This is a genomic window from Stenotrophomonas rhizophila, assembly GCF_003651185.1.
GTDB classification, from domain to species: Bacteria; Pseudomonadota; Gammaproteobacteria; order Xanthomonadales; family Xanthomonadaceae; genus Stenotrophomonas; species Stenotrophomonas maltophilia_Z.
In genome coordinates, this window is sequence record NZ_RCDC01000007.1 from 355,301 (window position 1) to 379,513 (window position 24,213).

General features: G+C 67.0%; 21 protein-coding genes. 15 read left to right on the plus strand and 6 right to left on the minus strand.

Features of this window, described 5'->3' with window-relative positions:
• Positions 1-96: 96 nt before the first annotated feature.
• From ffh to BCL79_RS17800, 8 genes are all read left to right on the plus strand, one after another.
• Entirely contained in the window at positions 97-1,476 is a 1,380-nt protein-coding gene (ffh, locus tag BCL79_RS17765) for a signal recognition particle protein (protein WP_019184491.1), read from the plus strand.
• A gap of 76 nt (positions 1,477-1,552) precedes the next feature.
• Positions 1,553-2,629: an NAD(P)H-dependent flavin oxidoreductase gene (locus BCL79_RS17770; protein ID WP_121043475.1), complete on the plus strand. Its 1,077-nt coding sequence runs from the start codon at positions 1,553-1,555 to the stop codon at positions 2,627-2,629.
• The gene (locus tag BCL79_RS17775; RefSeq protein ID WP_121043478.1) at positions 2,626-3,414 is read left to right on the plus strand and encodes an aminotransferase class IV family protein; all 789 of its coding nucleotides are present in this window, start codon (positions 2,626-2,628) and stop codon (positions 3,412-3,414) included. Before BCL79_RS17770 ends, BCL79_RS17775 begins: the two co-directional genes overlap by 4 nt.
• A 127-nt stretch (positions 3,415-3,541) precedes the next feature.
• Positions 3,542-3,802 (plus strand): 30S ribosomal protein S16, encoded by a 261-nt coding sequence (gene rpsP, locus BCL79_RS17780; protein ID WP_017356068.1) that lies wholly within the window; start codon positions 3,542-3,544, stop codon positions 3,800-3,802.
• Positions 3,803-3,844: 42 nt separating this feature from the next.
• Entirely contained in the window at positions 3,845-4,357 is a 513-nt protein-coding gene (rimM, locus tag BCL79_RS17785; RefSeq protein WP_121043481.1) for a ribosome maturation factor RimM, read from the plus strand.
• A 5-nt stretch (positions 4,358-4,362) separates the two neighbouring features.
• Positions 4,363-5,121: a tRNA (guanosine(37)-N1)-methyltransferase TrmD gene (gene trmD / locus BCL79_RS17790; RefSeq protein WP_121043484.1), complete on the plus strand. Its 759-nt coding sequence runs from the start codon at positions 4,363-4,365 to the stop codon at positions 5,119-5,121.
• Between the two features lie 155 nt (positions 5,122-5,276).
• Positions 5,277-5,684, plus strand: coding sequence for a 50S ribosomal protein L19 (gene rplS / locus BCL79_RS17795; protein ID WP_019184486.1), 408 nt, complete (start codon positions 5,277-5,279; stop codon positions 5,682-5,684).
• A gap of 127 nt (positions 5,685-5,811) precedes the next feature.
• On the plus strand, positions 5,812-6,189 hold the full coding sequence (locus BCL79_RS17800; protein WP_121043487.1) for a DUF6404 family protein: 378 nt from the start codon (positions 5,812-5,814) through the stop codon (positions 6,187-6,189).
• On the opposite strand, the gene BCL79_RS17805 is transcribed toward BCL79_RS17800, so the two are convergent.
• Positions 6,186-7,673, minus strand: coding sequence for an MATE family efflux transporter (locus BCL79_RS17805; protein WP_121043490.1), 1,488 nt, complete (start codon positions 7,671-7,673; stop codon positions 6,186-6,188). The two genes, BCL79_RS17800 and BCL79_RS17805, sit on opposite strands and share 4 nt — an antisense overlap.
• A gap of 166 nt (positions 7,674-7,839) precedes the next feature.
• Between BCL79_RS17805 and BCL79_RS17810 the strand changes: the two genes are divergently transcribed.
• Positions 7,840-8,079: a hypothetical protein gene (locus BCL79_RS17810; RefSeq protein WP_259462208.1), complete on the plus strand. Its 240-nt coding sequence runs from the start codon at positions 7,840-7,842 to the stop codon at positions 8,077-8,079.
• Entirely contained in the window at positions 8,072-8,476 is a 405-nt protein-coding gene (locus tag BCL79_RS17815) for an RNA-binding S4 domain-containing protein (protein WP_121043493.1), read from the plus strand. Before BCL79_RS17810 ends, BCL79_RS17815 begins: the two co-directional genes overlap by 8 nt.
• Positions 8,477-8,544: 68 nt before the next feature.
• Here BCL79_RS17815 and katG read toward each other — a convergent pair whose 3' ends face one another.
• The 4 genes from katG to BCL79_RS17835 form a co-directional block, all read right to left on the minus strand.
• Positions 8,545-10,779, minus strand: coding sequence for a catalase/peroxidase HPI (gene katG / locus BCL79_RS17820; protein WP_121043496.1), 2,235 nt, complete (start codon positions 10,777-10,779; stop codon positions 8,545-8,547).
• A 199-nt stretch (positions 10,780-10,978) separates the two neighbouring features.
• On the minus strand, positions 10,979-11,593 hold the full coding sequence (locus BCL79_RS17825) for a DUF937 domain-containing protein (RefSeq protein WP_121043499.1): 615 nt from the start codon (positions 11,591-11,593) through the stop codon (positions 10,979-10,981).
• Positions 11,594-11,751: 158 nt separating this feature from the next.
• Complete coding sequence (mutS, locus tag BCL79_RS17830) at positions 11,752-14,307, minus strand: DNA mismatch repair protein MutS (RefSeq protein WP_121043600.1); 2,556 nt, start codon at positions 14,305-14,307, stop codon at positions 11,752-11,754.
• Between the two features lie 162 nt (positions 14,308-14,469).
• Positions 14,470-15,948, minus strand: coding sequence for a serine hydrolase domain-containing protein (locus tag BCL79_RS17835; protein WP_121043502.1), 1,479 nt, complete (start codon positions 15,946-15,948; stop codon positions 14,470-14,472).
• Positions 15,949-16,060: 112 nt separating this feature from the next.
• Between BCL79_RS17835 and BCL79_RS17840 the strand changes: the two genes are divergently transcribed.
• On the plus strand, positions 16,061-16,588 hold the full coding sequence (locus BCL79_RS17840; protein ID WP_183073820.1) for an ArsR/SmtB family transcription factor: 528 nt from the start codon (positions 16,061-16,063) through the stop codon (positions 16,586-16,588).
• A 64-nt stretch (positions 16,589-16,652) separates the two neighbouring features.
• Here BCL79_RS17840 and BCL79_RS17845 read toward each other — a convergent pair whose 3' ends face one another.
• Entirely contained in the window at positions 16,653-17,027 is a 375-nt protein-coding gene (locus BCL79_RS17845) for a barstar family protein (RefSeq protein ID WP_121043508.1), read from the minus strand.
• Between the two features lie 311 nt (positions 17,028-17,338).
• Here BCL79_RS17845 and BCL79_RS17850 point away from each other — a divergent pair, with 311 nt between their 5' ends.
• The 4 genes from BCL79_RS17850 to BCL79_RS17865 all read left to right on the plus strand — a co-directional run bounded on the left by BCL79_RS17850 (position 17,339) and on the right by BCL79_RS17865 (position 24,123).
• Positions 17,339-18,196 carry an HpcH/HpaI aldolase/citrate lyase family protein gene (locus BCL79_RS17850; protein ID WP_121043511.1) on the plus strand — a complete coding sequence of 286 codons (858 nt, stop codon included), beginning with the start codon at positions 17,339-17,341 and terminating at the stop codon, positions 18,194-18,196.
• 85 nt (positions 18,197-18,281) lie between these two features.
• Positions 18,282-20,729, plus strand: a complete 2,448-nt coding sequence (locus tag BCL79_RS17855) for a sodium:solute symporter (RefSeq protein ID WP_121043514.1) — start codon at positions 18,282-18,284, stop codon at positions 20,727-20,729.
• 93 nt (positions 20,730-20,822) lie between these two features.
• On the plus strand, positions 20,823-21,704 hold the full coding sequence (locus BCL79_RS17860) for a LysR family transcriptional regulator (RefSeq protein WP_102789143.1): 882 nt from the start codon (positions 20,823-20,825) through the stop codon (positions 21,702-21,704).
• Positions 21,705-21,948: 244 nt separating this feature from the next.
• The gene (locus BCL79_RS17865; protein WP_121043517.1) at positions 21,949-24,123 is read left to right on the plus strand and encodes a TonB-dependent receptor; all 2,175 of its coding nucleotides are present in this window, start codon (positions 21,949-21,951) and stop codon (positions 24,121-24,123) included.
• Positions 24,124-24,213: the final 90 nt, after the last annotated feature.

Here is a 24,213-nt window from a genome sequence, read left to right on the forward strand (position 1 = left end):
ATGCCCGCAGCGCCGCCGCCGGGGCCGGTCCGGGAGCCGGGGCGGAACCGTTATACTGGCGGTCTCATTGTCTTTTGTTCTGAACAGGTCGCTTCCATGTTCGAGTCCCTGACCCAGCGCCTCTCCGGCACCATCGAGCGGCTGCGTGGCCGCGGTCGCCTGACCGAGGAAAACATCCGCGAGGCCACCCGCGAAGTCCGCATCGCGCTGCTTGAAGCCGACGTGGCGCTGCCGGTGGTGCAGGCGCTGGTCGAACGTATCAAGGTGCGTGCGGTGGGCCAGGAAGTGCTCAAGTCGCTGACGCCCGGCCAGGCGCTGATCAAGGTCGTGCGCGACGAGCTGACCGCGGTCATGGGCTCGGCCGCCTCGGACCTGAACCTCAACGTGCCGGCGCCGGCGATCATCCTGATGGCCGGCCTGCAGGGTGCGGGCAAGACCACCACGGTGGGCAAGCTGGCCAAGCACCTCAAGGAAAAGCGCAAGAAGAAGGTGATGGTGGTCTCGGCCGACGTCTATCGTCCGGCCGCGATCGAGCAGCTCAAGACCCTGGCCGACCAGGTCGGCGTGCTGTTCTTCCCGTCCACCGCCGACCAGAAGCCGGAAGCCATCGTTCGTGCTGCGATCGATGATGCGCGCAAGTCGTTCGTGGATGTGCTGATCGTCGATACCGCCGGTCGCCTGGCCATCGACGAAGCGATGATGGCCGAGATCAAGGCGCTGCACGCCGCGGTCAACCCCGCTGAAACGCTGTTCGTGGTCGATGCCATGACCGGCCAGGATGCCGCCAATACCGCCAAGGCCTTCGGCGATGCGCTGCCGCTGACCGGCGTGGTGCTGACCAAGACCGACGGTGACGCCCGCGGCGGTGCCGCGCTGAGCGTGCGCTACATCACCGGCAAGCCGATCAAGTTCGTCGGTGTGAGCGAGAAGCCGGACGGCCTGGACGTGTTCCATCCGGACCGTATCGCCAGCCGCATCCTGGACATGGGTGACGTGCTGTCGCTGGTGGAGCAGGTCGAGCAGCAGGTCGACAAGGACAAGGCCCAGAAGCTGGCCGAGAAGGTCGCCAAGGGCAAGAAGTTCGATCTGAACGACATGCGCGACCAGCTGGAGCAGATGCAGAACATGGGCGGCATCGGCGGCCTGATGGACAAGCTGCCGGGCCTGGGCCAGATCCCGGAGCACCTCAAGCAGCAGGTCAGCCAGGGCAAGGAAGTGCCGCGCATGATCGCGATCATCAACTCGATGACCAAGAAAGAGCGCCGCAACCCGGGCCTGCTCAACGGCTCGCGCCGTGCCCGTATCGCGCGCGGTTCCGGCCTGACCCCGGCCGACGTCAACAAGCTCATGAAGCAGTTCCAGCAGATGGAAAAGATGATGAGCAAGATGGCCGGCGGCGGCATGAAGGGCATGATGCGCAGCATGAAGGGGATGATGGGCGCCATGGGCGGCCGCGGCGGCATGCCGTTCCGCTGAGTCCTGCGCACGTGCATTCCGGGCAGGGGCGGTGCAGCGTATGCTGGCACCGTCTCCTTCCACAGGTGCGCCGCGCGTGAATGGTTCCCCGCTTCTCGAACGCGCCGACAACTTCTGTCGGCGTTTTGCATTGCAGGCCCCGATCCTGCTCGCACCGATGGCTGGGGCCTGCCCCGTGCCGCTCTCGGCCGCGCTGGCCAACGCGGGCAGCATGGGCGCGATGGGCGCGGTGCTGTCCCAGCCGCAGGACATCGTGGCGTGGATGACCGATTTTCGCGCGCAGTCCGCCGGGCCGGCGCAGGTCAACGTCTGGATACCCGACCCGCTGCCGTCGCGCGATGCCGATGCTGAAGCGGCGACACGCCGCTTCCTGGCGCAGTGGGGCCCGGAAGTGCCGGCCAGCGCTGCCGATGCCGGGCCGGCCGATGTCGACGCGCAGTTCGATGCCTTGATCGAGGCGCGCCCGGCGGTGGCCTCCACCATCATGGGCGTGTTTTCTCCGGCACAGGTGCAGCGCCTCAAAGACGTGGGCATTGCCTGGATCGCCTGTGCGACCACCTTGGCCGAAGCGCGGGCCGCGCAGGCGGCCGGTGCCGATGCGGTGGTCGCGCAGGGGTTCGAGGCGGGCGGCCATCGTGGTGCGTTCGATCCGGACGCGGCCGAGCGGCAGCTGGTCGGATTGTTCGCGCTGCTGCCGCGGCTGGCCGATCATCTGGATATCCCGGTCATCGCGGCCGGTGGCATCGCCGATGGGCGCGGCATCGCAGCAGCCCTGACGCTGGGGGCGAGTGCGGTGCAGGTGGGCACCGCGTTCCTGCGCACCCCGGAGTGCCATCTGAATCCGGCATGGTCACAGGCCTTGGCCAGTGCCGAACCGGAAGACACCTGGCCGACGCGCGCCTTCAGTGGTCGCCTCGGCCGTGGCCTGGCCACCGCGTATGTGCGCGCCGCGGCGTCTGCTGATGCACCACCGCCGCGGCCGTATCCGGTGCAGCGTGGACTGACCGCGCCGATGCGCGCGCAGGCGGGCCGCGACAACGCGCTGGATGCGATGCAGGCCTGGGCGGGGCAGTCCGCGTGGATGGCCCCGGCGCGCCCGGCGGCCGAGGTGCTGCAGCAGATGTGGGCCGATGCGAAGGCGTTGCTCGGATGAGGCTGTACTGCAATGGCCGCGTTGCCAGCGCCGATGATCTGGCCGGCGCACTGACCAACTACGGTCATTTCACCTCGCTGCAGGTGCGCAATGGCGCGGTGCAGGGGCTGGATCTGCATCTGCAGCGTCTGCAGGAGGGCACGGTGGAGCTGTTCGGCACCGCACTGGATCCGCTGCAGGTGCGCGCCTGGATGCACGCCGCGCTGCAGGCCGAAGGTGGGCTCGATGCCTCGCTGCGGGTGACCGTGTTTTCACGGCAGTTCGATTTCCGGCAGCCGCTGCAGCCGGTCGCCGTCGATGTGCTGGTCGCCGCCGCGCCACCGGTCGATCTGCCGGTGATAGCGCGGCGGCTGCGGACGGTGCGCTACCAGCGTGAGCTGCCGCACGTGAAGCACGTCGGCACGTTCGCGCTGTTCCAGCAGCGCCGCGAGGCCTTGCTGGCCGGGGTGGATGACGCGCTGTTCGTCGGCGACGACGGCCTGGTCAGCGAAGGCACCACCTGGAACATCGCCTTCGCCTCGGGTGACACGTTGATCTGGCCGCACGCGCCGGCGCTGCGCGGTACCCAGGAGCGCCTGCTGCAGGCCGGGTGGGGCAGTGATCAGCAGGCGCGGCCGGTCGCGCTGGCGGACCTGGCCGGGTTCGATGCGGCCATCGCCTGCAACGCAGCCGGCATCTGGCCGATCGCGGTGATCGATGGGGGCGTACTGACCAACTCGGCGGCGTTGTGCGCCAAGGCCCGGCAGGTGCTGGCGGCCGCGCCCTGGCAGCCGTTGGTGGCCTGAACCGCCTGATCTGCAGGCCCTGTTCAGCTTTCCCGGTCTTCACAGGCTTGGAATGACCGGAGGCCGCCGCTATAATCGCCGGCTTACCGCGCCATCCTGGCGACTGGGCAATTGAGGAAACAACACCATGGTCAAGATTCGACTGACCCGCGGCGGCGCCAAGAAGCGTCCGTTCTACCACATCATCGTGACCGATTCGCGCAGCGCCCGTGATGGCCGCAACATCGAGCGCGTCGGTTACTACAACCCGGTTGCCCAGGGTGCCGAGTCCCGCATCGTGCTGGACCTGCCGCTGGTCGACAAGTGGGTCGCCAACGGCGCCCAGATGACCGACAAGGTTCGCAACCTGTACAAGGAAGCGACCAAGGCCCAGGCCTCCGCGGCCTGATCCTGAAGGGCCGCGCCTGCCGCGGCCCATCGGTCTATACAGATGAAAGATACCGAGCGCCGCATCCTGCTGGGCAGGATTGTCGGCGCTTTTGGTGTGCGAGGCGAGATCAAGCTCGAGTCCTGGACCGAGCCGCGTACCGCCATTTTCCACTATCAGCCCTGGATCCTGCGGACCCCCGCCGGCCAGGAGAGCACGCTCACCGGTGCACGCGGACGTCAGTCCGGCAAGCATCTGGTCGCCGTGTTTCCCGATATCACCGACCGCGATGTGGTCGAGGCGATGTACGGGACCGAAGTCTATGTCGCGCGCAGCGCGCTGCCGCCCCCGAAGCCCGATGAGTATTACTGGGTCGATCTGGAGGGCTTGCAGGTGCGTACCGTTGAAGGTGTCGAACTTGGGCGGGCGTCACACCTGTTCTCGACCGGCTCCAACGACGTGCTCGTGGTGCAGGGGGATCGTGAGCGGATGATTCCGTTCGTGCAGCCCGAATTCGTCGTCTCGGTGGATTTCGAGGCCAACCTGATCGTGGTCGACTGGGATCCGGAGTTCTAGGCCGGATGCGTATCGACGTCGTCACGTTGTTCCCCGAGTTCATGGCGCAGTCGGCCGCGCTGGGCGTGGTCGGCCGTGCTGCCGAGCGCGGTCTGCTGGACCTGCACGGCTGGAATCCGCGTGACTATGCCGAAGGCAATTACCGCCGGGTGGACGACCGTCCATTCGGGGGTGGGCCGGGCATGGTCATGCTGATCGAGCCGCTGCGGGCCTGTCTGGCGGCCGCGAAAGCTGCCGATCCGGCGCCCGCGCCGGTGATCTACCTCAGCCCGCAGGGCAGGCCGCTGACCCAGGCCAAGGTCCGGGAGCTGGCGGCACTGCCGCGCATGATCCTGCTCTGCGGCCGCTATGAGGGCATTGACGAGCGCTTCCTCGATGCCGAGGTCACCGAGGAAATTTCCCTCGGCGATTACGTTCTGTCCGGCGGTGAGCTGGGCGCGGCGGTGATCGTCGATGCGGTGACCCGCCTGCAGAACGGGGCCCTCGGCGATGCCGAATCGGCCGCGCAGGACAGTTTCGAAGGCCCGCAGGGGCTGCTGGACTGCCCGCATTACAGCCATCCGGCCCAGCATGAATGGGGCACTGTCCCGGACGTGCTGCGCTCGGGCAACCATGCCGCCATCGCCCGCTGGCGCCGGCAGCAGTCGTTGCTGCGCACGGCGCTGCGGCGGCCGGATCTGCTCGACGAAGGCCAGTTGTCCAAGGCCGACCGCGTCCTGCTGGAGCAGGCACGGCAGGCCGTTGCCAAGGATCCAACCCCCTAGCGCGGGGGCGGGATCTTGTTTACAATTCGGGATTGCCATCGGCCTTTTGGGGCTCGTTGGCAGGAACCCCTACAAAAAACGTGCAGCACAGTCCGGTGACTGCATGAGCCCACGTTGTCGAACGACACGATCACCCGAACATTATCGGTGCACCCATGAGCAAGCTGAACAAATCCATCCTCTCGGACTTCGAATCCGCCCAGATCACCCGCGAGCTGCCGAAGTTCAGCCAGGGTGACACCGTCGTCGTCAACGTGAAGGTGAAGGAAGGCAACCGTGAGCGCGTGCAGGCTTACGAAGGCGTCGTCATCGGCACCAAGAACGCCGGCCTGAACTCCGCGTTCACCGTCCGCAAGATCTCGCACGGCTACGGCGTCGAGCGCGTCTTCCAGACCCACAGCGCCATCATCGACTCGGTCGAAGTGAAGCGTCGTGGTAAGGTCCGCGCCGGCAAGCTGTACTACCTGCGTGGTCTGGAAGGCAAGGCTGCCCGCATCAAGGAAGATCTGGCTGCTGCTGCGCAGGCCAAGGCCGCGCGCCTGGCTGCCAAGGCTGCCCAGTAATTCCCGGCCGACAACGTTGGTTGTCGCCTCAAACGGCCACCTTCGGGTGGCCGTTTGCGTTTGTGGCCTGCATCGCGGGCTGACGCTGTTTTTTTGCTGGCTTTCCCTTCCTGCTGAAGAGACCGAGATGGACCGTTATCCCGCCGATGTTCGTCACGCGTTGCAGGCCATGGCCGACGCCAACGTGCCCGCCGGCATGCGCGCACCGCCGATGCATCGGCTGTTGTGGCGCATGGGGCTGCGCGTGCCGCCACCGCTGCTCGCCAGCTTCAGTGCCAACCTGTTCGTGATGGGTGGGCTGTTTGGCGTGTTGTGGGGCGTGTTGTGGCGCGCCTTGATGTGGCTGGTCCTGGACCTTGGCTCGCTCACGCTCGGCATCACCGTTGGCAGTGCTGTCATGGCCGGGCTGTTGTTCGGCGTGATGATGGCGCTGCTGATGCGCTACCAGCGCCGGCGCTACCAACTGCCTGCCTGGAAGACCCTGCTGCAGGGGCGCGTGGCTTAATCCGGGTGGGCAGTGCCGGCCCGGGCCGGTTGCAGCGGGGTGGTCGGGTTCGGGTCCGCCACCGGGGAGGGCGGCGAGGCGGGCACCTCGGCCGGGGCGGCCAGTTCCTCGCGATGGCTGGGCAACATCCGCGCCTTGCGCCAGCCGCCCCAGCGGTAATACGCCAGCGACATCAGCATCGCGCAGAACGAGCTGACCGGGAAACTCCACCACACCGCGTCGGCCCCCCAGCGGTCCTGCAGCAGCTCGGCGAACGGCACGCGGATGCCCCACAGCGAGGCCGCCAGGATCAGCAGCGGGGGAATCACCGCGCCGGTCGAGCGCACCACGCCGGAGATCACGAAGTTCACGCCGAAGAACAGGAACGACCACACCGCGATGTGGTTGAGGTGGCGCGCTACCTCCAGCGCCTGGCTGCCCTCGGGCAGGAACAGGGCGAGCGTGTAGCGGTCGAGCAGGATCAGCGGCAGGATCAGCACGCCGGTCAGCAGGAAGTTGTAGAGCACGCCGCTGCGGGCGGTGCCGCGCACGCGATCCCAGCGCTGCGCGCCGACGTTCTGCGCGGCCATGGTCGAGCACGCCGCACCGATCGCCATCGCCGGCATCTGTACGTACGTCCACAGCTGCAGCGAGGCGCCATACGCGGCGGCGGTGTCGGTGCCGTAGCTGTTGACCATGGTCATCATCAGGATCATCGACAGCGAGATCAGCACCATCTGCAGACCCATCGGTACGCCCTTGACCACCAAGGCGCGCAGGATCTCGCCATCGATCTTGAACAGCGCCATGTCCTTGCGGCCCAGCCACAGCACATGGCGCTTGTTGCGCATGTACCAGAGCAGGCCGAGCAGCGAGAGGGTCTGCGCGATCAACGTGGCCCAGGCCGCGCCGGCGATGCCCAGCTGCGGGAACGGGCCGATGCCGAAGATCAGCAGCGGGTTGAAGCCGATATCCAGCACCACCGAGAGCAGCAGGAAGCGGAACGGCGTGCGTGAGTCACCGACGCCGCGCAGTGCCGAACTGAGGAACGCGAAGGCATACAGCGTGGGCATCGCCAGGAAGATGATGCGCAGGTAGGCCTCGGCCAGCGGCAGCGATTCGGCCGGTGTGCCCATCGCCGCCAGCAGCGGATGCGACAGCCACCAGCCGGCGATCGCGATCACCACCGACAGGCCGATGAAGAAGGTCGCACTGGTGCCCATCACGCGGCGGGCCTGGGGCAGGTCGCGCGCGCCCATCGACTGGCCGATCAGGATCGAGGCGGCCATGCCGATCCCGAACACCGAGCCGATCAGGAAGAACATGATGTTGTTGGCGTTCGCGGTGGCGGTCAGCGCCGCCTCGCCGAGGAAGCGGCCGACCCAGATCGCGTTCACCGAGCCGTTCATCGACTGGGCGATGTTGCCGGCCAGGATCGGCAGGGCGAACAGGAACAGATTGCGCCCGATCGGGCCCGTGGTCAGGTCAAGCGGCGCTTTGGCCATGTGCGCTGGAGATCAAGCTCAGAGAGCGGCACACTAGCACCAAGCCCATCAAGGGGATATCGCGATGCGCACTTCATCGTCTCACCGCACGTCAGCCACTCCCCCGGTAGTGCCGGCCGCTGGCCGGCTGCAGATGCTCCCGGCTGACCGGTTCATCCCCGCCGCGATGGCCCTCTTGATTGGCGCCGCGCTGACCGCATGTTCGAGTACGGACGACCGCCTGCGCGATGCGCAGGTGCGGCCGATGGACCGACCGGAATGCCAGGTCGGCAGCCAGCGCCGCGATCTGGATGCCGGGGTACCGGCACTGATCGGTGGCACCGGGTGCCGCGGTAATCCGGACGCGACGCACCCCCTGAACCGACAACCGGCCAACGCCGTGGAGCTGGGTAGAAAGCATGACTGATGCAATACCGGTGGCCGCCGTGCGGCTGGATGTGTGGCTGTGGGCCGCACGGTTCTATCGAACCCGCAGCCTGGCCAAACAGGCGGTGGAAACCGGCAAGGTGGATGTCGCCGGGCAGCGCCCGAAATCCTCGCGCGCGGTGCGCGTGGGCGAAGCGCTGCAGATCAGCCGTGGCGATGAAGTGTTCGATATCGAGGTGCGTGGCCTGAGCGAGATGCGCGGCCCGGCGCCGGTGGCGCAGCAGTTGTATGCCGAGAGCGAGGCCTCGCTTGCACGCCGGGCGGAACTGCGCCTGCAGCGAGCGGCAGCGAACAACGGTTACCAGCCGCCGGAGCACAAGCCGGACAAGCGTGCGCGTCGGTTGATCCGCGCGCTGGGGGATCTGGACGCGCTGTGATCTGCGTGCTGCACGCATGAAAAACCGGGCCATGCGGCCCGGTCTTTGTCTGTGCCTACGGTGTTGAATCAACGCAGGTCGTAACGGTCCAGCTCCATCACCCGCGCCCAGGCGGCCACGAAGTCGCGGACGAACTTCTTCTCGCCGTCCGCGCTGGCGTAGACCTCGGCCAGGGCGCGCAGCACCGAGTTCGAGCCGAACACCAGATCCACGCGGCTGCCGCTCCAGCGCTGCGCGCCGGTACTGCGGTCGCGGCCGCTGTAGCCATCGCCACTGGCGACCCACTGCGTGCGCATGTCGAGCAGGTTGACGAAGTAGTCGTTGCTCAACGTGCCGACGCGATCGGTGAACACGCCCTCCTTGCTGCCACCGAGGTTGGTGCCGATCACCCGCAGGCCGCCGACCAGCGCGGTCATCTCCGGTGCGGTCAGTGTGAGCAGCTGCGCACGGTCGATCAGCAGCGCCTCGGTGGGCACGCTGTAGCGACCTTTGACGTAATTGCGGAAGCCATCGGCATACGGCTCCAGCACGGCGAAGGACGCCACATCGGTCTGCTCCTGGCTGGCATCGGTGCGGCCCGGGTTGAACGGCACGCTGACCTCATGGCCACCGGCCTTGGCCGCCTGCTCGACGCCGACATTGCCGGCCAGCACGATCAGATCGGCCAGCGAGACCTGCGCACCGCCGTCGCCGGTGAAGCCGGCCTGGATCTTCTCCAGCGCGGCCAGCACCTTGCCCAGCTGCTGCGGCTGGTTGACCGCCCAGTCCTTCTGCGGGGCCAGGCGCACACGCGCACCGTTGGCGCCGCCGCGCTTGTCCGAGCCGCGGAAGGTCGAGGCCGACGCCCACGCGGTGGAAACCAGCTCGCCCGCGCTCAGCCCGGCCGCGCCGATCTGCTGCTTCAGCGCGGCGATGTCCTGCGCGCTGAGGGTGGTCTGCGGGGCCGCTGGCACCGGGTCCTGCCAGACGAATTCTTCGGCCGGAATTTCCGGGCCGAGGTAGCGTGCACGCGGGCCCATGTCGCGATGGGTCAGCTTGAACCACGCACGGGCAAAGGCATCGGCGAAGGCCTGCGGATCGGCCAGGAAGCGGCGCGAGATCTTTTCGTAGGCCGGGTCCACACGCAGCGACAGATCGGTGGTGAGCATGGTCGGGCGGTGCTTCTTCGAGGGATCGTGCGCGTCCGGAATGATCGCCTCGCTGTCCTTGGCCACCCACTGGTGCGCACCGGCCGGGCTCTTGGTCAGCTCCCACTCGTGGCCGAACAGGATCTCGAAGAAGTCATGGCTCCACTGCGCCGGGGTGCGCGTCCAGGTCACTTCCAGGCCACTGGTGATGGTATCGCCGCCCTTGCCGGTGCCGAATCGGTTGGCCCAGCCCAGGCCCTGGCTTTCCAGGCCCGCCGCTTCCGGTTCCACATCGACGTTGTCGGCCGGGCCGGCGCCGTGGGTCTTGCCGAAGCTGTGGCCACCGGCGATCAGCGCGACGGTTTCCTCATCGTCCATGGCCATCCGGCCGAACGTATCGCGGATGTCGAAGGCCGCCTTGAGCGGATCGGGATTGCCGTCCGGGCCTTCCGGATTGACGTAGATCAGGCCCATCTGCACCGCGGCCAGCGGGTTCTCCAGATCGCGCGAGTGGATGTCGCCGTCGGCGTCATCATCGGAGACCAGCACGCCGTGGTCTTCCTGCACGCCTTCGGAGCCATGCGTATAGCGCACGTCGCCGCCGAGCCAGGTGGTCTCGCGGCCCCAGTACACATCCTGGTCGGGTTCCCAGGTATCCGGGCGGCCGCCGGCGAAGCCGAGTGTCTTGAAGCCCATCGATTCGAGCGCGACGTTGCCGGTGAGCACCAGCAGGTCAGCCCAGGAGATCGCCTGGCCGTACTTCTGCTTGATCGGCCACAGCAGGCGGCGTGCCTTGTCCAGGCTGACGTTGTCCGGCCAGCTGTTGAGCGGGGCGAAGCGCTGCTGGCCGCGGCCGGCGCCGCCACGGCCATCGCCGATACGGTAGGTGCCGGCGCTGTGCCAGGCCATGCGCACGAACAGGCCGCCGTAGTGCCCGAAGTCGGCCGGCCACCAGTCCTGGGAATCGGTCATCAAGGCCTTCAGGTCGGCCTTGAGTGCTGCGTAATCCAGGCCCTTGAAGGCCTCGGCGTAATCGAATGCCTCATCCAGCGGATGCGAGCGGGTCGAGTGCTGGTTGAGCAGGTCCACCCGAAGCTGCTTGGGCCACCAGTCGCGATTGGTGGTGGCATCGCCGACGAGGGCGTGGTTGAACGGGCACTTGGCTTCGCTTTTCATGGGTATCTACCTGTGTACTGGCGAACGTGGCCGCCATCGGCGTGGGGGAGGCGATGGCGACGTCGGGAAGGTTGCCTGCACATCGGGCCGTGAGGCACCGGGATGAAGGCGTGCCCACACGTTAATCACTGCTGTTCATTCGGTACATTCGAATGAATCAACTAATGCGATAGGCGCAGGCTATTTCGAGCGATGGCCTTCAGCGCTTGCCGAACAGCCCGCCACCGAGCTTGAGCAGGTCGCCGACGCCCAGCTGCCCATCCCCGTCCTGGTCCAGCACGGAGGTCAGCAGGCCACCGCTGTTGGCGCTCTGCGCTTCCTGGCCGAGGGCCTGGCTGAGCTGGTTGGGATTGGCGTTGCCGCCGCTGGCGAAGCGCTGGGCGAGATAGGACATGACAATCGGGGCGAGGATGGCGAGCAGCTGGCTGGTCTTGCTGCTGTCCAGCCCGGTGGCTTGGCTCAGGCCCTGGGTGGCGCGGTCGGTGTTGCCGCCGAAGACATGGCCGAGGATGCCGGCGCCATTGCTCGCATTGCCGCCCCCGCCGCCCAGCACGCTGCCCAGCAGCCCACCCAGATCGAAGCCGCCCCCGGCACTACCCGGTGCATGGTCACGCTGCAAGGCGCCCAGCAGTGCCTGTGCGCCTTGAGGTTCCTGCGCATTGCGGCCCATCGCGCCGAGCAGCAGCGGCAGGGCAGCGCCCACTGCGCTGCTGGCCTGGTTGGGGTCGATGCCCAACTGCTGGGACACCTGCTGCAGGCCTTGGCCCTGCTGCAGTTGCTGGAAGAGGGACGCGGCAAGTGATTCGGTATTCACGGCGGACTCCAGGGCAGGGATGGGAACCGCCCGAGCATAGCGCCGTGTTCACTACGGGAATGCGAAGAATTCACGCGGGCCCGCGCGGACACCCGACCAACGGTCGGGTGCTACCGGCTCCGTGGGGAGCCGGCCAGCGGCCGGCACGACCGGCATGGTTAGAGTAGCGTCTTCAACCGGTACAGCGCTTCCAGTGCCTGCTTCGGGGTGAGCTCGTCCGGATCGATCGCGGCCAGCGCATCCTGCGCGGCGGTATTGGGCGCGTTGAACAGGCCGAACTGCTGCGGTGCATCCAGCGCCTGCGCGGCCACCACGGCGGATTGTGTCTCGTGGCTGCGCTGCTCCAGCTCGGCCAGGCGACGCCGCGCCTGGGCGACGGTCGACTTCGGCAGGCCGGCCAATGCGGCCACCTGCAGGCCGAAGCTGCGGTTGGCCGGGCCATCCTTCACGGCGTGCATGAACACCAGCGCGTCGCCGTGTTCCACCGCATCCAGGTGCACGTTGGCGATGCCGCTGGCGCCGCCTTCGTGCTGTTCGTCGGCCAGCGCGGTCAGTTCGAAGTAATGCGTGGCGAACAGCGTGTAGCAGCGATTCTGGTAGGCCAGATGCCGTGCGACCGCATCGGCAAGTGCCAAGCCGTCATAGGTGGACGTACCGCGGCCGATCTCGTCCATCAGCACCAGCGACTGTGCGCTGGCGTGATGCAGGATGTAGCTGGTCTCGGCCATTTCAACCATGAAGGTCGACTGCCCACGGGCCAGATCGTCGCCGGCGCCGATGCGGGTCAGGATGCGGTCGATCGGGCCGATCACCGCGCGGGTGGCGGGCACGAAGCTGCCGATGTGGGCCAGCAGCACGATCAGTGCGTTCTGGCGCATGTAGGTGGATTTACCGCCCATGTTCGGGCCGGTGATGACCAGCATGCGGCGGTCCGGATGCAGGTCCAGATCGTTCGGCTCGAACGGCTGCTCGCGTACCGCTTCCACCACCGGATGACGCCCGCGCTCGATCTTCAGGCACGGCCCGGTTTCCAGTTCCGGGCGCGCCCAGTCCAGCGCCTGCGCGCGTTCGGCGAAACCGGCCAGCACGTCCAGTTCGCTCAGCGCGGCGGCGCACTGCTTGAGCGGCTCCAGCCCGCTGGCGAGGATGTCCAGCAGTTGTTCGTACAGGAACTTCTCGCGGGTCAGCGAGCGTTCCCGCGCGGACAGCACCTTGTCTTCGAACGACTTCAGTTCTTCGGTGATGTAGCGCTCGGCATTGGTCAGCGTCTGGCGGCGCGTGTAATGCACCGGCGCCTTCTCGGACTGGCCCTTGCTGATCTCGATGTAGTAGCCGTGCACACGGTTGTAACCGACCTTCAGCGTGGCGATGCCGCTGCTGATGCGCTCGCGCTGTTCCAGATCGATCAGGAACTGGTCCGCATGCGTGGAGAGGCGACGCAGCTCGTCGAGCTCGGCGTCGTAGCCTTCGGCGATCACACCGCCATCGCTTAGTTTCAGCGGCGGGGTCGGGGCGATCGCGCTGGCCAGCAGATGCGCGCATTCGTCATGCGAGCCCAGTGCATCGTGCAGCGCGATCAGCCGTGGCGAATCCAGCGGTGCGAGCACCGCGCGCACCTCGGGCAGCAGGCCCAGGCCATCGCGCAGCGTGGAGAAATCGCGCGGGCGCGCCGAACGCAGCGCCACGCGGGTGAGGATGCGTTCCAGATCACCCAGTGCACGGAAGGCATCGCGTACGTCGCCCTCGGCGCCGCGATCGATCAGCGTGGCGACCGCATCGTGGCGGTGCACCAGCACCTCGCGCAGGCGCAGCGGGCGGTGCAGCCAGCGCCGCAACAGGCGACCGCCCATCGGCGTCACCGTGGTATCGAGCACGCCGAGCAGGGTGTTGCGGGTATCGCCATCGACGCGCGTATCCAGCTCCAGATGGCGGCGCGTGGCCGCGTTCATGGCGATGGCCTCGCTCGCGGTTTCGGTGGCGATCGCGGTGAGGTGCGGCAGGCGTTGCTTCTGGGTTTCTTCGACATAGCCGAGCAGGGCGCCGGCCGCCGCGGTGGCGCGCGGCTTGTCGTCGATGCCGAAGCCGGTCAGGTCATGCAGCTTGAAGAAATTCAGCAGCTGGCGGCGGCCGCTGTCGGCATCGAACAGCCAGGGCGCGCGACGGCGGATGCCATTGCGGTACTGCAGGAAGGCCGGCCAGTTTTCTTCATCGGGCACCAGCAATTCGGCCGGCTCCAGGCGGGCCAGCTCGGCTTCCAGCGCATCGTCCGAATCGACCTCGTTGACCAGGAAACGGCCGCCGGCCAGATCGGCCCACGCCAGGCCATAGCCGTTCTTCCCCCGCGAGAGGGCCATCAGAAGCGTGTCGCGGCGCTCGTCCAGCAGCGCCTCATCGGTGACGGTGCCGGGGGTGACGATGCGCACCACCTTGCGTTCCACCAGGCCCTTGGCCAGCGCCGGGTCGCCGATCTGCTCGCAGATCGCCACCGACTCGCCCAGCGCCACCAGCCGCGCCAGGTAGCCCTCGTAGGCGTGCACCGGCACACCGGCCATCGGAATCGGCGCGCCGCCGGAGCTGCCGCGCTGGGTCAGGGTGATGTCCAGCAGCCGCGCCGCCTTGCGGGCGTCGTCGTAGAACAGCTCGTAGAAGTCGCCCATCCGGAAGAAGAGCAGCAGGTCCGGGTAGTCGGACTTGGCGGCGAAGAACTGCTTCATCAGCGGGGTGTGTTCGGGCTGCTTCTCTGTCACGCGGGGTCCATCACAGTCGGGGGCAGCCCGGAAGGCCGCCTGGTCGGCCATTGTAGGGGAGGGGGCGGGCAGGGCGAAGGGCGCGCCGCGCAGCCGTGCCTGGTGCCTGAGGCGTGCACAGGCCTCCCGTCATTCAATCGCGAACCCGGCAACATGGCCTGTCTCGTCAAGCCGGACCGTGTAGCCGACGAACGCACCCGGACCAAACTCGGCCACATAGCTGTAAAGCGTGCCCTTTTCGCCTTGGCTCGTGCCCTTGAACACCATGTCGGTCGGTTCGCCGTAAGGCCCCACGGAACTCATCAGGCCGGCACCGATGCCAGCGGCCAGCTTGCCACGCAGGTCGTCGCTGAAGGCGCTGTAGTCGGTGCCGTTCTGCAACTGGCGGAACGATGCCTTTGCGCTGTCGCGGACGGCGGCAACCTCGCCGGCAACCGGACGTTCCCACGCCGCGACGATGTCCGGGTGCAGGGCGGCGAACACCAGATTGGTCATGGTGACGCCGGCCTCGGGCTTCTTGTCGCCCAGGTTGGTAAAGGCCAGGATGCGCAGGCCATGATCAGGGTAGTACTCATCGGCGGTGGTGAAGCCCTGCGCGCCGCCGGTGTGACCGACGCGCGCCTGCCCGTACACGGCATCCACGAACAGGCCGAGGCCGTAGCCCACGGGCTTGCCATCGGCCGTAGCGAAGGAGGTCTTCATCTGCGCATAGCCGGCTGCGGATACCACCTTGCCACCGCTCAGAGCGGCGTCCCACCGAGCCAGATCATCTAGTGTGCTGACCAGGAAACCGGCCGCACCGCTCCAGTCGGGGTGGAAGTACGGCGAGCGCTGCAACGCGCCCTGCTCATGCCGGTAACCAACGGCCATGCCGGCCAAGCGGTCGCTATCAGCCAGGGTAAAGGTGTGGGTCATGCCCAGCGGCGCCAGCATGTGCTGCTGCAGGTAGTCGCGGTAGTGCTCGCCGGAGACGGTTTCGATCACCTTGCCGAGCAGCGCGTAGCCGGTGTTGGAATACGACCAGCGCGTGCCTGGCGGGAAATCCAGCGGCTGGCCGGCAATGCGCGCGATCAGGTCATCGAAATCGATGGGGCGTGTCACCAGGTCATCGACCTCCGCTTCGGGCCCATCGAAGTACTCGTGCAGGCCGCTGGTATGGGTCAGCAGGTGGCGCAGGGTCACCTCGCTGGCGTGAGGCGCGTGCGGCAGGTAGCGCGCCAATGGGTCGTCCAGTTGCACCTTGCCCGCTTCCTGCAGCTGCACGATGGCGGCGGCGGTGAATTGCTTGGTGATCGAACCGATCTCGAACGGCGTATCGGTGCGCACCGGCAGCGCGCGCTCACGGTCTCGCAGGCCGTAAGCACGGGAATAGAGAGGCTTGCCATCAACGATCACCGCGATGGCTGCGCCGGGCACCTGGAAGCGTTGCATGACCTGCTGCACATCGGCATCGATGCGCCGCGTCACAGCGGGGTCGAGGTCGGCGGCATTGCCGCCACCGCCGCCGCTCTGCAGGGCCGGCAGCGTGGATGAGGCCGACGCGCCGCCGCAGATGGCAATGGCAGCGACCAGGCCGCCGGCAACGATCCGCAGGTATCGAGTACGCATGTACGAATCACCAATTATTCAATTTTGATCTATAGTTTGAATTATGAGCCAACCCCTAGCAAGCCCTCATGCACCGCGAGCCCTGGAACTGACCCCCGACCAGCTGGGCGCCATGGCGTCCTCACCGCGGCTGGCGATCCTGCAGCGGCTGGATATCGACGGCCACGCCACCGTGCGCGAGCTGGGCGAGCGTCTGGGGCGCCCGGTTACCGCGCTCTACCACCACCTCGAGCGGCTGGAAGAGGCGGGCCTGGTGCAGGTGGTGGAACGGCGCAGCACCGGTCGCCGGCCCGAAGCGGTCTATGCCGTGGTATCGCGGCAGCTGTCCTCGGCCGCCGCACTGCGCACGCCGGGCGGGCGCAGGAACCTGATCAAAGTGGCCAGCAGTGCGGTGGGTGCCAGTTTGCGCGCGTTCTCGGCCGCCGCCACGCAGGCGGCGGCGCGCTTCGACGGCAGCCAGCGCAACTGTGCCGTGCGCCATCTGTCGTTCCGTGCCGACGCTGCCCAGTTGGCGCGCATCAACGCGCTGATAGGCGAGCTCGAACAGGCCAGCCTGCAAGCCGGTGACGAGGCCGAGGATGGCCAGCCCCTGCTGCTGACAGTGGTGCTGGCCAGCGTGACGGACAAACGCAAGGACTGACGGCGGCTCGGCACGATCGTCGGGCGTGCCGCGGCGAGAGCGCGCGTGCGCGATGCACAGCCGGTCAGTCCGTGCGCAGGTGCAGGGTAGGGTGGGCCGCGAACACGTCCATGATGAGGTCGAAATAGGTCTGGCCGGCGCCGCGTTCCAGCGCATCCAGCTGGGTGGCGATTCTCGCGGCATTGAACACGCCGGGTCGCGCCTGTTTTTCCTGCAGCCAGGCGCGGGTGGCCGCCACCCCGAGCGCGGCGCGGCTGTGTGCGATGTGCGTCCAGTGCACCGGTGCGCCGTAGCCGCCATAGAGCAGGTCATCCAGTGCATCCAGGCTTGGGGCCAGCTGCCAGTCCTCGCTGGTCATGAACACGCGGTTGATTTCAGCGTAGAAGCCGGCGATGTCGTGGATGGCGCTTCCGTCCAGCACCAGGGTGGGACCGGTCATCCCCGGGTCCGCGCGTCCAGGTGCGGTGCGCACCGGGCGGTGGTTGTCGGCGGCAGAGTGGGTTCATGCATCGGCAACAGTCCTCGTGACGCGTTGGTTGGGTGGCTGCCCGAGGCGCGACGTGGGTGGTCACCCCGGCAGGTTGCAGCAATCGATTGTGCGTGCAACACGGTGATGTCCGACGCTTTTCTTCTCGTGGTGCACTGCAGCGCATTCGGCGGTCGAAACAAATGCTATCCAATGAATGTCCGGGACCGCACTTTTAAAGGGCTTCCAATTCTGCAGACTGCGCGGGTTGATGAGGGAAAACCATGCGTAGCAAGCTGTTCGTCCCCGGCGCCCGGCCGGAATTGTTCGACAAGGCCATGGCCGGCGAGGCCGATGCGCTCTCGTTCGACCTGGAAGATTCGGTGCCCGAGGCCGGCAAGGCCCAGGCCCGCGACCAGGTCGCCGGCTTCCTGCGCCGCGTTCAGGGCGGCGCCGGTGACAAGCAGTTGATCGTGCGCAGCAACGGGACGGACAGCGCCCATTTCGGCGCGGACCTGGATGCGGTGGCGCTCCCCGGTGTGGACTTGCTCAACCTGCCCAAGATTGAATCGGTGGCTCAGCTGCTGGCGGCCATCGCCCGGCTGGAACGGGCTGAGCAGCGCAACGGCGTGACGCGCCCGATCGGGCTGCTGATCAACATCGAAACCCCCAAGGCCCTGCGCATCGCCGCCGAACTGGCCGGCGCGCACCCGCGCGTGGCCGGAGTGCAGTTGGGGCTGGGTGACCTGTTTTCGCCCAATGGCATCGACCGGGAGCCGAGCAACGTGCATGCCACGCTGTTCGCGCTGCGGTTGGCGGCCGCCGAAGCCCAGGTGTTCGCCTGCGACGGTGCGTTTCCGGACGTGGCCGACAGCGACGGTTTCCTGGCCGAGGCGCAGATGGCCCGGCAGTTGGGCTTCATCGGCAAAAGCTGCATCCACCCGCGCCAGGTTGCCCTGGCCAACGCCACCTTCAGCGTGCCGCCGGCGATGCTCGCGGAGGCGCAGCGGATTGTTGCCGCCGCCGCCGGTGCCGAAGGGCAGGGACACGGCGCGTTCCTGTTTGAAGGCCGGATGATCGACCTGCCGTACCTGCGCCGTGCTCAAGCCCTGCTGGCCGCATCTTCTCCCCCGCTTGCCTGATTGCGGTATCGGGATGCATCGACCACTGTCTCCTACCTGCGCTCTTGCCGGCTTCGGCGTTGCCGCACTTCTTCCGGGTAATTTCATGCACAAGCCTGCACCGTCCGCGTTCCTCTCCACTGTGCTCCGGCGCTGCGCGCGCAGCGTGCGGCTGGTTGCCGCCGCTGTCCTGCTTGCCGGCAGTGGCGCCGTGGCCGCCGAGAGCCTGACCACGGTGGCGGCCGGCAACCTGCCGGCACTGCCGGCGCAGATTGCGCCGGGCGGGCTGGTACATGTGGACGGGCGCCTGGTGGCACTCAGCCGTGACGGTGCCTGGGAGCTGCGCGCCGACAACAAGGCGTGGGAGGCGTTGGCGGCGCCGGCCGCAGGGCAGCTCGGCGGGCTTGAGGGCAGCGTCAGCGCAGCCGGGCGCACCTATCTGTTGCAGGGCCGGGATGCGCTCGGCGACCGCCTCCAGCCGGTGGTCCTGAACAACGGCGCGCTGGTGTTCGGCGCGGCCATTGCGCTGCCCGCGCCGCTGCGCAACGCGCGGGCGGCCACCTTCGGTGACGCGCTGTATCTGGTGGGCAACGATGCGGCTGGCAGCGCCCAGCTCTACCGCCGCACCGCGGCGGCAGGCACCGCCGCCTGGCAGCCTCTGGAGGATCTGCCCCAGCAGGGGGTTGCCAGCGCATTGCAGGCGCAGAAAGGCGCGCTGTACCTGGGCCTGGGCACCGGCACGGGCAGCGACCAGCTGTGGCGCCGCAATGCGGACGCCAGCTGGCAGCAGGTCGCGTCGCCGGACGGCACGATCGTGGCCGGCTCGATGCGCGCGCTGGGCCAGGCGCATCTGCTGATGCTGGTGAAGGACGGCAGCGGCGTGACCCAGGCGCGTACGTTCCACACCATCACCGACGCATGGACGACACTGGACACGCCGATTGCCGCAGCACCGCAGGCCGTCACGGCGTGGGGCAACGGACTGGCCTGGGCCACCGCGGGCGCCACCGGCAGCCAGCTCCAGTACGCCGAACTGCAGGGCGGCAAGCACCTGCTGCGCTGGCTGGACTGGACGGTGATCGGCGTCTATCTGCTGGCCATGCTTGGGATGGGCTTCTACTTCTATCTCAAGGACCAGAACGCCTCCACGGCGGACTTCTTCGTCGGTGGGCGCTCGATTCCGTTCTGGGCGGCCGGCATCAGCCTGTATGCCACCAACACCAGTTCGATCAGCTTCATCGCCATCCCGGCCAAAGCCTTCGATACCAACTGGCAGTACCTGACCAACAACCTGATCGCGGTCGTCGGCCTGATGTTCGTGGCGGTCTGGATCGTGCCGCTGCTGCGCCGGCTGGACCTGATGAGCGTGTTCTCCTACCTCGAAACGCGCTTCCATCCGGCGATCCGCATGCTGTCCAGCGCACTGTGCATCGTGATGCAGATCGGCAGCCGCATGAGCGTGATCCTGTTCCTGCCGGCGCTGGCGATCTCCACCATCACCGGCGTGGACGTGGTCTGGTCGATCATGCTGATGGGCGTGTTCACGATCATCTACTCCACTGTGGGCGGCTCCAAGGCGGTGATCTGGACCGACGTGGTGCAGGTGATCGTGATGTTCGGCGGCGCGCTGTTCGCGATCGGCTTCATCTTCCTGCAGACCGGCGGCGACATGCCGCAGCTGCTGAGTGCGGCCGCGGCGGAGGACAAGACCAAGCTGTTCGATTTCAGCTTCGACCTCACCAAGGCCACGGTGTGGGGCTTCATCTTCCTGGTGGTGTTCGATGTGGTGCTGACCTTCCCGAAGGACCAGGTGCTGATGCAGCGCACCTTGTCCACGCGCTCGGACAAGGAAGCCGGGCGATCGATCTGGGCATTTGCCGCCATCATGATTCCCGGCGGCTTCGTGTTCTACGGCATCGGTACGGCCCTGTGGATGTACTACCGCAACAACCCCGAACGCCTGAATCCCCTGCTGCCGATCGATGCGACCTTCCCGCTGTTCATCGCCGCCGAGCTGCCGGCCGGTGTCACCGGGCTGATCATCGCCGGCATCTTCGCCGCGGCGATGTCGACCCTGTCGAGCATCATCAACTCGATCTCGACCCTGGTTTCGGTGGATTTCTACCAGAAACTGGTCAAGGACCCGAACGAGAAAACCGCCGTGCGCGTGGCCGAATGGTCCGGCGTGGGCGTGGGCCTGATCGGCATCGGCATCGCGCTGGTGATGAGCCGCTATGACATCCATTCGCTGTTCGATGTCTCCATCGAACTGGCCGGCCTGCTCGGCGGTGGTTTTGCCGGTGCCTACACGCTGGGGATGTTCACCCGCCGCGCCAACGCGCCGGGCGTGGCGATCGGTGTGGCCGGCTCGATCCTGATCACGCTGGTCTGCTGGAGCATGGACCTGGTGCACCCGTACTTCTATCTGGCGATCTCGATCCTGCTGTGCATCGTGATTGGCTATGTGGCCAGCCTGTTCTTCCCGGCACCCACCCGCTCGCTGAAGGGGCTGACCATCTACCGCGATACCCCGGCCGAAGCGGCAGCTCCATGACCAGCACCGTTGAGGCGCCGGCGCACGGGCCATTGGTCCAATCGCATTGCGCCAGTGGCTCGTGTAGGTTGCTCACGCGCTGAGAGGTAATCCGTGGAAACCCAGTTCCTGAGTACGTTCGTAACGGTGGTGGACCGCGGCTCGATGGCTGCCGCGGCCCGCTCGCTGCATATCACCCCGGCCGCGGTCGCCCAGCAGATCCGCACGCTGGAACGTGAACTCGGCGCGCCGCTGATCGCCCGCGCCGGGCGCACCGTCAGCGTCACCGAGGACGGCGCGCGCATCCTGCAGCGGGCGCGCGACCTGCTGCGCCAGGTGGCCGACCTGCGCAGCGTGGCCAACGAAAACGACCTGGCCGGCGAGTTGCGGTTGGGCGCGTGCCCGACCGCACTGGCCGGCCTGCTGCCGGACATCCTGTCGCGGATGGTGGCGACGTTCCCGCAGATCAACGTCTTCATCAAGCCGGGCTACTCGGCCGATCTGTACCGGGCGGTGGAGGCTGGCGATCTGGATGCGGCGATGGTGCTGCAGGCCCCCTTCGCGCTGCCCAAGACCTGCAAGTGGCAGCAGCTGCGCGAGGAGCCGCTGGTGGTGCTGGCGCCGGCCCATCTAGGCAGCCGTGACCCGCACGAGCTGCTGCGCGAGCAGCCGTTGATCCGCTACGACCGCCACGAATGGGGCGGTCGCCTCGCCGATGACTACCTGCGACAGGCCGGGATCGTGCCGCGCGAGCGGTTCGAGCTCAATGCACTCAACGCCATCGCGGTCATGGTCGACCGCGGGCTCGGCGTGTCACTGGTGCCGGATTGGGCCAAGCCATGGCCGGAAGGATTGAATGTCGTGCGCATTCCCTTGCCGCAGTGCAGCGAACCGCGCCGGATTGGCGTGGTCTGGTCGCGTTCGTCGGTGCGCATCCGCCTGGTGAACGTGCTGCTGGAGGAAGCGCGTGTCGCATTGACCGAGCCGCAACGCTGACACCACGGGTTTTCGCGCGGTGCGCCGTGCGAAGCGAAACAAATCCTAGGCTTTGAACATACCTGAGCACAGTTCTATCGCCATGACGCCGCGCCTAGGCTCTCGCCTCGTTGCCGGACAGGACGTGGAGACCCGCAAGGGAACCGCATCGACCGGCGGAAGGGCGAAAGCCCACGCGCGTCATCGGTGGCGACGGCTCCCCGGCCGGCTGTCCCGCATTTCCTTTTTTGGGGGGGAGAAACGAATGATCAAGCCACTTTCCGCGGCCATCAGCACTGCACTGTTCGCCTGTGTCATCAGCCCTGTCATGGCGCAGAGCACGACGCCCACCGATCTGGACCAGGTGATCGTGACCGGCAGCCGGACCCCGATCTCGATCGAGAAGGTCCCCGGTGCAGTGACCGTCGTGAACCAGGAACAGGTGCAGCGCACCCTCAACCTGACCGAAGACGCCACGGCCGTGCTGGCACGCATGGTGCCGGGCTACTCCGAATCCTCCCAGGCAATGAGCAACAGTGGCGAGACCCTGCGCGGCCGTGTCGCGCTGCGCCTGTTCGACGGTGTGCCGCAGGGCTCCCCGCTGCGCGAAGGCAGCCGCAACGGCACGTTCACCGACATGGGCGTGATCGGCCGCATCGAAGTGATCAACGGCCCGTCGGCCGCCGAGGGCATCGGTGGTGCCGGTGGCGTCATCAACTATCTCTCCAAGAATCCTGAAGTGGAGGGCCACCAGACAACGGTCAGCACGCGCTACGGCACCCAGTTCAAGGATGACAGCGGGCAGTCCAAGATCGGCATCACCCACACCTTCAAGGGCGATGCGGCGGACTTCCTGATCAGCGGCGCCTACATCGACCGCGGCATCGCCTACGACGGCGACGGTCGCCGGGTGGGGTTGAACACCTCCGGCTCGCTGTCCGACTCCTACAGCAAGAACCTCTTTCTGAAGGGCGGCTACAACTTTGGCGAGGGCCAGATGCAGCGCATCCAGGCCAGCTACAGCAACTTCCATATCGGTGGGAAGCACAACTACATTCCGGTCGAAGGCTGCCGCTACGACGCCGTGGAGTGCCCGATTCCGAGCACCAATACCGCCGAGAAGGGCTCGATCAAGGATTCGCTGGCCGAGTTCAACGATTTCGAACAGTTCGCTGCCAAGTACACCCATGCCGACTTCTTCGGCGGTGACCTGAGCGTGGATCTGTACTGGGCCAAGCAGGCGATGCGCTATGTGCCGGAGAACGGCGCCGACCGCCAGCTGGTCAAGCCGGCCCCGCCGGAAGCCGACCGCATCTGGGACCAGTCGGAGATCAACTCCGAGAAGAAGGGGCTGCGTGTGGCTTACGCCTACAGCGGCCTGTTCGCGGTGGAGGGCCTGCGCCTGCGTACCGGCCTGGACCTTGTGGAAGACACGGCTGAACAGCGCCTGGCGTTGACCGACCGGGTCTGGGTGCCGCCGATGAAATACACCAGCCTGGCGCCGTACGCGCAGCTGAGCTGGGACATCGGCCCGGTGACGCTGGATGCCGGCATCCGCCGCGAAGACGGTGAGCTGGAAATCGACGGTTACACCACCACCGCCTACCGCGACTTCACCCCGGTGCAGGGCGGCAAGCTCGACTACAAGGCCAACCTGCCCAACTTCGGTGCGATCTGGCGCATCACCGATGCGTGGTCGGTGTTCGCCTCGTACTCGGAAGGCTTCGGTATCGCCAACGTGGGTATCCCGCTGCGCAATATCCAGGCCAACAGCCCGTGCAAGGCAGTGGCATGCATCGCCGATCTGCAGCCGCTGATCACCAAGAACAAGGAAGTGGGCTTCAACTGGCGCGGCGAGCAGGCACAGGTCGGCATCTCAGGCTACCGCTCGACCTCCGAGTTCGGCTCATCGCTGACCGTGGACAAGGTGACCGAGGACTTCATCCTCACCCGCGCGCCGACCCGGATCGAAGGCGTTGAACTGAACAGCGCCTGGACCTTCAACGACCAGTGGAAGGCGACGCTGCTGTACTCGCGGATCCGCGGCCAGACCCAGTACTACGACGGCTCGGGCCTGAACAAGGAGATGGGCATCCTCGATATCTCGCCGGACAAGGTCAATGCCTCGCTGACCTGGACACCGAATGATCGTTTCGATGCGACGCTGGGCGTGAGCCGTACCTTCAGCCGCGACCTGCGCGAAACCTTCGTCAATCCGTCCAACGGCGCGGTGTACCGCAATGACGAGGATACCTACGGCTACGCGTTGTGGGATCTCAGCATGAACTACGACATCGGCACCTACGGCAAGCTGTCGCTGGGCATCGAGAACCTGCTGGACAAGCAGTACGTGCTGACCTGGTCGCAGTTGCCGGGTTGGCAGAACTTCTTCTCCGGCCGTGGCCGCATGGTGTCGCTGACCCATACCTTCACGTTCTGACCGTCACTGCGGACCGGTGCTGCGAACCACTGCAGCGCCGGTCCGTTTTTATTGCCTTACCCTGTCACGACGTTACCGCCACTGACAGCA

Coding starts and splice junctions, on each gene's coding strand:
- ffh (WP_019184491.1), top strand. CDS start 97: ATGTTCGAGTCCCTGACCCAGCGCCTCTCCGGCACCATCGAGCGGCTG.
- BCL79_RS17775 (WP_121043478.1), top strand. CDS start 2,626: ATGAGGCTGTACTGCAATGGCCGCGTTGCCAGCGCCGATGATCTGGCC.
- rpsP (WP_017356068.1), top strand. CDS start 3,542: ATGGTCAAGATTCGACTGACCCGCGGCGGCGCCAAGAAGCGTCCGTTC.
- rimM (WP_121043481.1), top strand. CDS start 3,845: ATGAAAGATACCGAGCGCCGCATCCTGCTGGGCAGGATTGTCGGCGCT.
- trmD (WP_121043484.1), top strand. CDS start 4,363: ATGCGTATCGACGTCGTCACGTTGTTCCCCGAGTTCATGGCGCAGTCG.
- rplS (WP_019184486.1), top strand. CDS start 5,277: ATGAGCAAGCTGAACAAATCCATCCTCTCGGACTTCGAATCCGCCCAG.
- BCL79_RS17800 (WP_121043487.1), top strand. CDS start 5,812: ATGGACCGTTATCCCGCCGATGTTCGTCACGCGTTGCAGGCCATGGCC.
- BCL79_RS17805 (WP_121043490.1), bottom strand. CDS start 7,673: ATGGCCAAAGCGCCGCTTGACCTGACCACGGGCCCGATCGGGCGCAAT.
- BCL79_RS17810 (WP_259462208.1), top strand. CDS start 7,840: ATGGCCCTCTTGATTGGCGCCGCGCTGACCGCATGTTCGAGTACGGAC.
- BCL79_RS17815 (WP_121043493.1), top strand. CDS start 8,072: ATGACTGATGCAATACCGGTGGCCGCCGTGCGGCTGGATGTGTGGCTG.
- katG (WP_121043496.1), bottom strand. CDS start 10,779: ATGAAAAGCGAAGCCAAGTGCCCGTTCAACCACGCCCTCGTCGGCGAT.
- mutS (WP_121043600.1), bottom strand. CDS start 14,307: ATGAAGCAGTTCTTCGCCGCCAAGTCCGACTACCCGGACCTGCTGCTC.
- BCL79_RS17835 (WP_121043502.1), bottom strand. CDS start 15,948: ATGCGTACTCGATACCTGCGGATCGTTGCCGGCGGCCTGGTCGCTGCC.
- BCL79_RS17840 (WP_183073820.1), top strand. CDS start 16,061: ATGGCGTCCTCACCGCGGCTGGCGATCCTGCAGCGGCTGGATATCGAC.
- BCL79_RS17845 (WP_121043508.1), bottom strand. CDS start 17,027: ATGACCGGTCCCACCCTGGTGCTGGACGGAAGCGCCATCCACGACATC.
- BCL79_RS17850 (WP_121043511.1), top strand. CDS start 17,339: ATGCGTAGCAAGCTGTTCGTCCCCGGCGCCCGGCCGGAATTGTTCGAC.
- BCL79_RS17855 (WP_121043514.1), top strand. CDS start 18,282: ATGCACAAGCCTGCACCGTCCGCGTTCCTCTCCACTGTGCTCCGGCGC.
- BCL79_RS17865 (WP_121043517.1), top strand. CDS start 21,949: ATGATCAAGCCACTTTCCGCGGCCATCAGCACTGCACTGTTCGCCTGT.